Below are 11,176 nucleotides of genomic sequence, written 5' to 3'. Positions count from 1 at the left end.
GCGTTTCCTTCATCCTGTCAGGCAAGCTGTCGAAAGGACTCGACTACTTGCGCTCGACTTCCTGCATTTCGAAGGTCTCGATGATGTCGCCGATCTCGATGTCGTTGAAGGAGCCGAGGTTGATACCTGCCTCATAGCCTTCCTTGACGGAGGTGACGTCATCCTTGAAACGACGCAGCGAGGAGATCTCGAGGTCGTTGACGGTGGCGATGCCATTGCGCAGAATACGGCACTTCGTACCGCGCTTGACCTCGCCGTCCTGCACCATGACGCCGGCGATGTTGCCGAACTTGGAGGAACGGAAGATCTCGCGGATTTCGGAGTGGGAGGTGACGACCTCTTCGAATTCCGGCTTGAGCATGCCCTTGAGGGACGCTTCGATGTCTTCGATCGCCTTGTAGATGATCGAGTAGTACTTGATTTCCACGCCTTCACGCTCGGCCAGATCCGCCACCTGACGGTTCGGACGCACGTTGAAGCCGATGATGACGGCCTTGTCGACCGTAGCCAAGTTGACGTCGTTCTGGGTGATGGCACCGACGCCGCGATGGATCACCTGGATGCCGACCTCGTCGGAGACCTCGATCTTCATCAAGGAATCTTCCAGCGCCTCGACGGAACCGGAGGAATCGCCCTTGATGACGATGTTGAGCATGTCGACCTCGGACTTGGCGAACTGCTCCTTGAGGCTCTCGAGCGAAACGACCTTACGGCGCTTGGCCAGCTGAGCGGCACGCTCGGTAGCCTGACGCTTCTCGGCGATCTGACGTGCGGTGCGGTCGTCGCTGGCGACCAGGAACAGGTCTCCTGCGGTCGGCACGGAGGTCAGACCAAGCACCTGCACCGGAGTGGACGGAGTGGCTTCCTTCATGGCGGTGCCGTTCTCGTCAAGCATGGCGCGCACGCGGCCATAGGAGGTTCCCGCCACGATGGCGTCGCCGATATGCAGCGTACCGGACTGTACCAGCACGGTGGCCACGGCACCGCGACCCTTGTCGAGTCGGGCTTCCACGGTGGCGCCACGAGCATCCATATCCGGGTTGGCGCGCAGGTCGAGTTCGGCATCCGCGGTGAGTAGCACGGCTTCGAGCAGCTTGTCGACATTGGTGCCCTGCTTGGCGGAGATGTCGACGAACATGGTGTTGCCGCCATACTCCTCCGGCACCAGACCGTATTCGGTGAGCTGGCCGCGCACCTTGTCGGGGTTGGCGCCCTGCTTATCGATCTTGTTCACGGCGACCACGATCGGCACATGTGCGGCCTGAGCGTGGTTGATGGCCTCCACGGTCTGCGGCATCACGCCATCATCGGCCGCGACCACGAGAATCGCGACATCGGTCAGTTCGGCGCCGCGGGCACGCATTGCGGTGAAGGCTTCGTGGCCCGGGGTATCGAGGAACGTGATCTTGCGGGGTTCACCCTCAAGATCCACGGTGACCTGGTATGCACCGATACGCTGCGTGATGCCGCCGGCTTCGCGTGCGATGACGTTGGTGCTGCGGATGGTGTCGAGCAGTCGGGTCTTACCATGATCGACGTGGCCCATGACGGTGACGACCGGCGGGCGAGGCCGCAGATCCTCATCCTCCTGCAGTTCCTCTTCATCCAAATCGATGTCGAACTGCTGCAGCAGCTCCTTATCCTCCTCTTCGGCGGACACGATCTTGATGTCCCAGCCGATTTCCTCGCCGAGGATCTGGAAGGTGGACTCATCCAAGGACTGCGTTGCCGTGGCCATTTCGCCGAGATGGAACAGCACGGTGACAAGGGCCGCCGGATTGACGTTGATCTTCTCGGCCAGATCGGCCAGGGACGAGCCCTGACGCAGACGGACGGTCTGTCCGTTACCGGTCGGAATGCGAACGCCGCCGATGACCGGGGCCTTCATCTCCTGGAATTCCTGACGCTTCGCCAGACGGTTCTTACGTGCCTTCGAGGATTTGCCGCCCTGACGCCCGAATGCGCCTGCGGCGCCTCCGCGACCGCGGCCGCCGCCGCGTGCCGGGCTGCTGCTCGGAGCGCTGTTGCCCTGATAGCCGCCGGTATTGCCACTACCACCGAAGCGGTTGCCGCCACCTGCCGGACGCTGGCCGCCGCCCTGACCCGGACGATGCTGGCCCCACTGCCCCGGCTTGGCACCGGTGCCCTGTCCTGGACGACCGCGGAAGCCACCGCGCTGGCCGCCGCCCTGACCGGGGCGACCGCCACGACGACCTTCGTTGCCATTGGCATTCGGACGCGCCATCGGGTGCGGACGCGGAATGTCACCCGGCGTCGGCGTATGCATGCCCTGCTTGCGGCTGAACGGATTGTTGCCCGGACGCGGTCCCGGAGTATGCGGCTTGGCGTTGTTGCCACCGCCCTGCTGCTGATTGTTGCTGCGCGGTGCGTGCGGACCCGGCACCGGAGCGGACTTGCCGCCACGCATGCCTGCGGAAGATTGCGGACGCGGCGCATTGCCGCCCTGCTGGCGATTGCCATGCTGACGCTGATCGCCCGGACGACCGGCATGCGCGGAACGCTGGCCCGGCTTCGGGGCGGAGGGGCTGCCTGGCTTCGGGGCTTCCGCCCTCGGAGTCTGCCTGGCCGCCGGAACGGGCTTCGGCGCGGCCGGCCTGGCCTCGGATGGCGCCGCATGGGTCGGCGACGCCGGCTTCTTGGCCGGTGCTGCGGGTTTCTTGGATTCGGACGCATTGCCCGACGCATTGTTCGAGAACGCGCTCCTCAGCTTGCGGGCGACTGGCGGCTCCACGGTCGACGAAGCGGACTTCACGAATTCGCCCATCGCCTCAAGTTTGCTTAAAACGGTTTTGCTGTCTACGCCAAATTCCTTGGCAAGTTCATATACGCGTGCTTTCGGCACTCAATTTCTCCTATCCCGGGCCGCGCATACCAGCGCGACCGCTACTGATTCACGGCGAGCTTGCTCCGTCTCATCGTGCAACCATGTTCGTGATACCTCGTCTTTTCCCGGCATAAGGGCGTTCCACCCCCATGCTTTGGACTATCGAGTCCAGCATACTCGAGCCTGTGGATTGTACACCCACAGGCTCAAAGCATGCTCAAATGATGATTATTCGGCGCTTTCCCCGGCCGATTCCTGCATCTTCCTGGCGTGCGCCTCAGCGGATTCGATGCCGATCTTCCAGCCGGTCAGCTTGGCGGCCAGACGAGCGTTCTGGCCTTCCTTGCCGATGGCCAACGACAACTGGTCATCATGAATGAAGGCGATCGCGGTATTGTTCTTCTCGCTGATCACCTGCACGCCGGTCGCCACGGCCGGCGACAGCGCGGCGGCGACGAATTTCGCCGGATCGGCCGACCAATCGACGATATCGATCTTTTCCGGACCGAGATTCTCCATCACGGCACGCACACGGGCACCGCCGGGGCCGATCAGGGCACCCTTCGGATTGACGCCTTCGGTATTGGCGCGCACGGCGATCTTCGTACGGGCACCGGCCTCGCGGGCGATGGCCATGATCGACACGGCACCGGAGACCAGCTCCGGCACCTCGCGTTCGAACAGGCGGCGCACCAGCTCCGGATGGGAACGGGAAACCACGATCTCCGGTCCCTTCAGGCCGCGGGCCACATTCACCACATACACACGGATACGCTCGCCATGGCGATAGCGTTCGCCCGGCACCTGCTCACGGCGCGGAAGCAAGGCTTCGACATCGCCGACGGCAACATGCACGTTGGCGGTATCCTTGGCATCCTGCTGCACGATACCGGTGATCAGCTTGCCTTTCTGACCGGAGAACGCGCCGAACACCTTGTCATCCTCGGCCTTGCGGAACAGCTGGCTGATTACCTGACGCGCGGTCGCGGCGGCCAGACGGCCGAAATCGTGCGGGGTGTCATCGTACTCCTCGCCCAATGTGGGCGCGGGGTGCGGATCTTCCTCGGTCGGTTCGCCCGGAATCTCATCCTGGGCCCATACGGTAAAGCTTCCGGCACGCGGATCAAGCTCGATACGAGCATGCTTCGCCGCATGCGGGGTTTTCAGATATGCCAGTCGCAATGCTTCCGAAAGAGCGGCGTCCAGCGTCTCGGGATCGATTCCCTGACCAGCTGCGAGCTGGTGCATTCCTGCCAGGTCCAGTTCCATCTTCAAGACCTCCTATATGAAGTTATTCCGAGCGCTTGGCCCAATGGTCACAGTCAACTATTAGTGTAATGATTCATGCAGACACGTCACCCGTTTCATCGTTCGGCTTCACCGCTTACCAGACGTGCCTGTGCCATAGCCACGATCCTCGCCCTCGCTATGGGGGCGTCCGCATGCTCAACGCCGCGCGTCGCCGGAAGGGCCGAGTCAGAGCGTAGGCTCAGCGCCTGCGAAAGCGCCTATCTGTCGGCTTCGAGCAACAGCGACCGCATGAACGATACGTCAACGCACATCGTCGAACGGTATCTGTCGGCGCGGCAGGCCTCATACGATTGGATCGAAACCGCCACGCAGTGTTCCGCACGATTCGGCGAAGGCACGATGCGCGGCGCGCAAGCCCGTCATATCGTCCGGACGCTGGCGACCCGCCTCGGCATAGCCGTCGATCCGGTGACGCCGTCACGTCTCGATGACGTCTCCTCGCTGGACCTCGACGACGATTCGCTGTCGACGATGGCCGAGGCCGAGGATGCCGCGGGATTCGCGACCGAAATTCTCGCCGCACGCTCCGATGACAACGTCTCCCTCGACCTCAGCGACCGTCATAAGACGACTTCGCAACGCCTGATCTCCCTCGCCGGCAACGATGACGACCATCGCGACAAAGTGTACGATGCCGCGACGCTGCTCGCCAATCCCGACACCATGGTCGACGGGGCGACAGGACTCAAAGCCCCGACCGGCGCCGTCATCGAAATGAACTGTGCGCGCAGCGAAATCAGCGCCGTTGCCGCAAGCTCCAACGCTACGGGCGAAGGAACGTCATCCAACGCATCCCGCAAGGCATCGCTTGGTACGCTGGCCGCTCTCATTGCCGACCGCGCGGAGCTGGCGCTGTATTGGGGGTATCCCGCCTTCGATGAGGCCCTATTCGACTGACGGCACGCCGACGAACGCGCCCACACGCAAGACCCGCCAATGGAATTTGACAATCCTCGATGCTGTGGCACAATGGACAAGTTGCTTGCGTGCAAGCAGCATATGGATGAATGTCCGAGCGGTCTAAGGAGCACGCCTCGAAAGCGTGTGAGGGCGAACCCCTCCGCGAGTTCGAATCTCGCTTCATCCGCCAACAGATAAGGTTGAAACAATGGTGTTTCAACCTTTTTTGTTTGCCTTTGCAGCCATGTCCCGGCGAAAGACGCTACAGTTCCTGCTCGTGCACGGAAGCGTTCACCCACTGGCTTTGTTCCACATTGCAACCGGAGAAGATGCCGATGTCGAGCATGCAGTCGCGGTAGTCACGACCATGCGCGATGGTGATGTAATTGTCGTCGACCATGCGGTTGTGCGTCGGGTCGAAACCGATCCAGCGGTTTCCATGATAGATTTCCACCCAAGCATGCGTGGCACCCTCGCCGCCCAGCAGGCCTGCGATATAGCGCGCCGTCAATCCGACATGACGGCAGACCGACAGCATGACATGGGCGTAATCCTGGCATACGCCCTTGTGTTGGGCGAGCGCCTCCTCCGCGGTGGTGCGGATCGTAGTGGATGCAGGCGTATACACGAAGGACTTGAACACCTCATCCATCACTTCGCGGGCCTGATCGATCGGCGAACCGCCGGCCGGCAATGCGGCGATGCGCGCCTTGCACACGTCGATAAGCGCGTTGACGGCGGGCCCTGGAATGGTCAGTGCGGAGTTGAAACGATACAACGGCTTGTGAATCTCAGGCTTGATATGCTCGTTGTCCACGAAGGCGATGCCCGTCACCGAATAGTTGAACATGGTATGCGGTTCGGGAATAAAACCGGTCATCACCACGGAATCGAAGGAATCTACAGTGGTGTCGAGCTCCACTTCGGGCTCGATCCGGACCTCCACGTCCACAACCTGTTGACGCGGTCCCGTAGTCGGAATGCATCGCAATTGGAACCGATGATCGGTTACGGGCGAGCTGAATGAGAGCTTCATCTCATAGTCAAACACCAGTTTCTTCACATCGTCTCCCCAGCGAAAAAATCCTTGTACCACCCTACCACAGCGAAACCGCTCAAGCCGTTATACACGACTTGAGCGGTCCATGGCAAACCCTTGTTCACTACACGCGTTTGGCGTCCATATTCATGGCGTTCAGCATTCCCAAATCCTTGAGATCATTCGTGCATATGCGTTCATCGAAATCGTCGAGCAACGTGCCGAGCGTGTCGGCAAGATCGGCATACCCGCGGGACGGAAGCTGCCCGACCAACCAGCGCAGGCCGTCGGCGAAGCACTGCGGCACCGGCAGGCCGTTCAACGGCATGATATAGGATGCAAGCTTGCCCAATGGCGCCTTGAGCTCCTCCATGGAGTAGCCGAACCGCGTATACAGGTCCACACGCTCCAGGTACTTGCCCACGAAGATGAAGGATTTCAGCGTCGGATCGACCGGCGAGTTCTCCACGCCGCCCCAGAAGGCGAGCATGTTGTCGGCGATGTCACGATGCTTGTAGATATCTTCGTCGAAGGCGGCGCGATCGGCCGCTTCCACGATGGAACTCATGGCGAGTTCCACATACTGCAACAGACGGGAGCTGAGTTCCGGACGCAGGATTACGGCGTTGTTGAAGGCGTAGACGATGGCACTGCGCACGGAATCCGGATTCTTCTCGTCGTATAGGAAGCTGTGGATGAAGGCGTCGAAATCCTGGAAGTCCTCCGGCAGGTCGAGTGCGCGGGCGAACGGGCGGAAAGCGTCCACATCGGTGTCCATCACGCGGTCGTAGAAGGGGAAGAACTGGTTCAAGGTGGTGAACACGCGTTCCGTGTACCGTCCCAGCCAGTACAGATTGTCGGCCTTGGAAGCGGTCACGAGCGCCAGCGAATGCTTGCGGGATTGTGCCAGCAGGTTGATGCTTTCGGAGCCCGGTGCGGAATCGTGCTCCACGCCGGTATCCTTGGCAAGTACCCACGTATCCTTGAAGCCGCCGCCTTGCGAGGAGTTCACGATCATCTGTCCGGGCACCGACGAATATCGGGTCAGGCCCGAATACCACACGTGCGTGTTCTTGCCGGTCACCACGAAGGCGCGCAGGTCGCACTTGCGCGGGCTCATCTCACCGGTTTCGGGATCGACCACATCGATGTCCTTGAACTGGATGACCTCCTGCGCGATGAAACGGCGCGGTTCGGCCTTGATGCGATCGGCCATCTCCTCACGTTGCGCCTTGTCGAGCGACGATCCGAAGATCACGCCGTAGCCTCCGGCCTCAGCAACGTCCTTGATGACGAGCTCTCCCAGCCGGTCAAGCACTTCCTTGCGATCCTGCTCGAACATCGGCATATAGGTCGGCGCGTTCTGCAGAATCGGCTCTTCACCCAAATAGTAACGAATCATGGCCGGTACGAAATAGTAGATGGCCTTGTCGTCGGCCGCACCATTGCCGGGGGCGTTCACGATGGCGACGTTGCCGGCACGGTATGCCGACAGGATTCCCGGCACACCGATCACGGAATCGGGGTTAAAGGCGAACGGGTCAAGATATTCGTCGGACAGACGGCGATAGACCACGCCTACACGGTGGCGCTTGCCGGAATAGTCGAGGAAGAACAACTTGTTGTCGACGACCTCGAGATCTTCCGGGAATGCAAGTGCGGCGCCCGTTTTCTCGGCCAGATACGCATGCTCGAAGAACGCGGAATTGTAGCGGCCCGGAGTGAGCACGACGGCGATGCCTTCCGTGGAAACGAAGTCCATGGATTTGCGCAACAGTCGCGGATAGTCACGGTTGTCACGTACATGCACGTCGCGGAAGAGCCTTGGGGTGATTCTGCGTTCGATGTCACGCGCAAACAGCGGATAGCTGGCTCCGGATGGGATGCGCAGATTGTCTTCGAGCACCCACCATTTGCCGTCCTGCCCCTGCACCAGATCCTCGCCGGCGATATGCGCGAACACACCGCCGGGAGGGGTCACGCCATTGACCTGCGGAAAATAGCCCGCTGAGGTGTAGACGTATTCCTCCGGCACGACGCCGTCCTTGATGGCATGTTTGTCGGAATAGATGTCACGCAGGTAGGCGTTGAGCGCGTTGACGCGCTGCTTGAGCCCCGCTTCCATTTCGTCGAATTCGTCGGATTCGATGATGCGCGGCACCGGATCGTACGGGAACAGCCGGTCGTGGTATTCACCGTTTTTATAGATGCCGAAGCGTACGCCGTTACGGCTCAGCTCGCGATTGATGGATTCCCTGCGATTGACCAGTTCCGTCGCCAATTTACGTGCAGCCGATTCGATCATCTTTCCACGCTCCTTCATACCCCTAATAACGCATGCCAATCTTCAGGACCATGCCGTAGTAGAAGCGACGGTAACGGCTGTCGGTTACCGAAAACCACGAGGAATTGTTACATCCACATCTCAGCAACGGACAGGTTAAATCCCCGTAACACAATCGTCACAACGACCCCCTATCCATCGGCCGGAACGGCTCCTTCGTCATAAGGTACGTTTCGCGCGAATCGTTTCGGCACGAATCGCCAACTGATCGTCATCGGGATATTCGATATGCTCCAATGTCAGCCCCTGCGGTGCGATCGGTCCCGTCGAGCCTTCGCGCAGCGGTGTGGCCATCTTGTCCGCAAACCAATCGAGGGATCGTTTGCCGATGCCGACCTGTACGCAGCCGTTGACCAGCGATCGCACCATGTTGCGGGCGAATGCGTCGGCCACGATGGTGAAGCAGGCGAGACCGGATTCCATTGACGGCGTACGGTAACGCTCCCCCATCGTCATCTCGCCGTCAATGAGTGGACGTTGCGGTATGCGCCTCCAGTAGGCGGTTTTGACCTCACGTATGGTGGTGCCGCCGGGGTTTGGCGTGGCGAACGAACCGAAGTCATGCAGGCCGATGGTCATGGCCGCGGCCTGGTTCATGGTTTCCAGATCCAGATCGTCGTCGACGTGCAGGACGAAACCGCGCATCCTCGGATCAATTTCGCTGCTCCGATCGGCAATGCGGTATACGTAGGTGCGTTCCAGCGCGGAAAAACGGGCATCAAAGCCTTGGGGAGCCTCGTTGATCCCATGAATCGTGATGTCGTTCGGCAGCATACGCTGCAACCGGCGCGTCAACGCGACCACTGGCGGCACATTCATGTGCCCAACGCAACGGGCGAGTATGGTTTCAGAGATGTCCAGATGGCATACCTGATGCGAGGCGTGCACACCGGTATCGGTACGTCCCGCAACGGTCAGACGGAGAGGTTCCCCCGCATCATCGACGGGCACGCGCAACACGGTGTGCAGTATGCGCTCGATCTCCCCCTGCACGGTACGCCGATCAGGCTGCTTCGCCCAACCGAAGAAGCCGCCACCATCGTATGCCAAGTCGATTCGTAATCTCACGCATTGAGCTTATCAAAGGGCGGGCATAGCAAAGGGCCGGGAACCTTTCGATTCCCGGCCCTTACGATCAGCTGGAAAGCAATCACTCGGCGTTCTCGGCCGGAGCTTCCTCAACGGCGGCTTCCGGAGCCTCGGCGACCGGTGCCTCAGCAACCGGAGCCTCTTCAGCGGCAACCTTGGTCGCGGCTTCAGCTTCCTTCACCACAGCCTGCTTCGGGCTCACCGGCTCGGTGACGAGCTCGATGATGGCTGCCGGAGCGGCATCGCCACGACGCGGGGCGATCTTCACGATGCGGGTGTAGCCGCCTTCGCGCTGCTCCATCTGCTCGGCGATTTCGGTGAACAGCTTGTGCACAACGGACTTGTTGCGGATGACGCGCATCACGCGACGACGGTTGTGCAGGTCACCACGCTTGGCCAGGGTGATCAGGCGCTCGGCCAGCGGACGAAGGCGCTTGGCCTTCGGCAGGGTGGTGGTGATGCGACCATGCTGGAACAGGCTGGTGGCCATGTTCGCGAGCATCAGGCGCTCATGAGCCGGGCTGGAGGCCAGACGCGGACCCTTCTTTGGTGTAGGCATTGTTTCTCCTTGAAAAGCCCCGTCGAATTCAGGTGGGCAATCGCCCGAACATCCGAATTCGACGAAGCGGTTAGGTCAAAAGCGGTAAATCACTCGTCTTCCGGCGAGAAGAAGGTGCCGCCTTCGAGGTTGTTGGCATCGAAACCGAGCGGCGAAGCTTTGAGAGCCAGGCCAAGAGCCTGCAACTTTTCCTTGACTTCGTCGATGGATTTCATGCCGAAATTGCGGATGTCGAGCAGATCCTGCTCGGTGTGGGCGACCAGCTCACCGATCGTGTGGATGCCCTCGCGCTTCAGGCAGTTGTAGCTACGCTGAGTGAGGTTGAGGTCCTCGATCGGAACGGCCATCTCCGGGTTGGTCTCCTCTGCCACCGGGGCAGGGCCGACCTCGACGCCTTCAGCCTGGGTGTTGAGCTCACGGCACAGGCCGAAGAGCTCCACCAAGGTGGAACCAGCGGATGCGACTGCATCACGCGGGGAGATTGCCGGCTTGGTCTCCACGTCCAGGATGAGCTTGTCGAAGTCAGTGCGCTGTTCAACGCGGGTGGCTTCCACGCGATAGCTCACCTTGAGCACCGGGGAGTAAATCGAATCAACCGGGATACGGCCGATCTCGGCGTTGTCCTGCTTGTTCATCTGAGCGGGAACGTAACCGCGGCCACGCTCGACGGTGAACTCGATCTCGAGTTCGCCATCATCGGCGAGGGACGCGATATGCATATCCGGGTTGGCGATGGTGACGCCGGCCGGCGGGGTGATATCACCCGCGGTGGCTTCGCCCTTGCCGCTCTTGCGCAGATACATGACAACCGGCTCATCGTATTCGCTGGTGAGCACGATGCCCTTGATGTTCAGCAGGATCTCGGTAACGTCCTCTTCAACACCCGGCAGAGTGGTGAACTCATGCGGGACGCCGGAGATACGCACCGAAGTCACAGCCGCTCCAGGAATGGAGCTCAGGAGGGTACGGCGCAGCGAGTTGCCAAGCGTGTAGCCGAAACCAGGCTCGAGAGGCTCGATGGTGAAGCGGGAACGCTGAGGGTTGAGAGATTCCTCGGTAAGTGTCGGACGCTGTGCGATAAGCACTGTG

Annotated in this window: 8 protein-coding genes and 1 tRNA gene; 2 read left to right on the top strand and 7 right to left on the bottom strand. The window is 60.8% G+C overall.

Annotated features, from left to right (window positions below; all coding sequences use genetic code 11):
• Positions 1 to 43: 43 nt before the first annotated feature.
• Positions 44 to 2,863 (bottom strand): translation initiation factor IF-2, encoded by a 2,820-nt coding sequence (gene infB, locus HMPREF1494_RS01475; protein WP_034518719.1) that lies wholly within the window; start codon positions 2,861 to 2,863, stop codon positions 44 to 46.
• Positions 2,864 to 3,073: 210 nt separating this feature from the next.
• Positions 3,074 to 4,114, bottom strand: a complete 1,041-nt coding sequence (nusA, locus tag HMPREF1494_RS01470) for a transcription termination factor NusA (RefSeq protein ID WP_003842629.1) — start codon at positions 4,112 to 4,114, stop codon at positions 3,074 to 3,076.
• Positions 4,115 to 4,384: 270 nt separating this feature from the next.
• Here nusA and HMPREF1494_RS01465 point away from each other — a divergent pair, with 270 nt between their 5' ends.
• Together HMPREF1494_RS01465 and HMPREF1494_RS01460 are read left to right on the top strand one after the other, a co-directional pair.
• Complete coding sequence (locus tag HMPREF1494_RS01465) at positions 4,385 to 5,053, top strand: hypothetical protein (RefSeq protein WP_034518712.1); 669 nt, start codon at positions 4,385 to 4,387, stop codon at positions 5,051 to 5,053.
• A gap of 104 nt (positions 5,054 to 5,157) precedes the next feature.
• Positions 5,158 to 5,246 (top strand) — tRNA-Ser (locus tag HMPREF1494_RS01460).
• A gap of 72 nt (positions 5,247 to 5,318) precedes the next feature.
• Here the strand turns inward: HMPREF1494_RS01460 and HMPREF1494_RS01455 are convergent.
• The 5 genes from HMPREF1494_RS01455 to HMPREF1494_RS01435 all read right to left on the bottom strand — a co-directional run bounded on the left by HMPREF1494_RS01455 (position 5,319) and on the right by HMPREF1494_RS01435 (position 11,172).
• Complete coding sequence (locus tag HMPREF1494_RS01455; RefSeq protein WP_003837323.1) at positions 5,319 to 6,119, bottom strand: transglutaminase family protein; 801 nt, start codon at positions 6,117 to 6,119, stop codon at positions 5,319 to 5,321.
• Positions 6,120 to 6,219: 100 nt separating this feature from the next.
• A complete protein-coding gene (locus tag HMPREF1494_RS01450) occupies positions 6,220 to 8,400 on the bottom strand; it encodes a circularly permuted type 2 ATP-grasp protein (RefSeq protein WP_003845081.1) in 2,181 nt (726 codons plus the stop codon).
• Positions 8,401 to 8,598: 198 nt separating this feature from the next.
• Positions 8,599 to 9,489 (bottom strand): tRNA pseudouridine synthase A, encoded by an 891-nt coding sequence (locus HMPREF1494_RS01445; protein ID WP_034518704.1) that lies wholly within the window; start codon positions 9,487 to 9,489, stop codon positions 8,599 to 8,601.
• A 100-nt stretch (positions 9,490 to 9,589) separates the two neighbouring features.
• Positions 9,590 to 10,087 carry a 50S ribosomal protein L17 gene (gene rplQ / locus HMPREF1494_RS01440; RefSeq protein WP_003842633.1) on the bottom strand — a complete coding sequence of 166 codons (498 nt, stop codon included), beginning with the start codon at positions 10,085 to 10,087 and terminating at the stop codon, positions 9,590 to 9,592.
• Between the two features lie 89 nt (positions 10,088 to 10,176).
• Positions 10,177 to 11,172: a DNA-directed RNA polymerase subunit alpha gene (locus tag HMPREF1494_RS01435; RefSeq protein ID WP_003837338.1), complete on the bottom strand. Its 996-nt coding sequence runs from the start codon at positions 11,170 to 11,172 to the stop codon at positions 10,177 to 10,179.
• Positions 11,173 to 11,176: the final 4 nt, after the last annotated feature.

Origin of the sequence: Bifidobacterium sp. MSTE12 (assembly GCF_000513015.1) — a bacterium.
GTDB classification, from domain to species: domain Bacteria; phylum Actinomycetota; class Actinomycetes; order Actinomycetales; family Bifidobacteriaceae; genus Bifidobacterium; species Bifidobacterium dentium.
This window is presented reverse-complemented; position numbering and strand designations above follow the sequence as displayed.

Coding starts and splice junctions, on each gene's coding strand:
- HMPREF1494_RS01465 (WP_034518712.1), top strand. CDS start 4,385: ATGAACGATACGTCAACGCACATCGTCGAACGGTATCTGTCGGCGCGG.
- HMPREF1494_RS01450 (WP_003845081.1), bottom strand. CDS start 8,400: ATGATCGAATCGGCTGCACGTAAATTGGCGACGGAACTGGTCAATCGC.
- rplQ (WP_003842633.1), bottom strand. CDS start 10,087: ATGCCTACACCAAAGAAGGGTCCGCGTCTGGCCTCCAGCCCGGCTCAT.
- nusA (WP_003842629.1), bottom strand. CDS start 4,114: ATGGAACTGGACCTGGCAGGAATGCACCAGCTCGCAGCTGGTCAGGGA.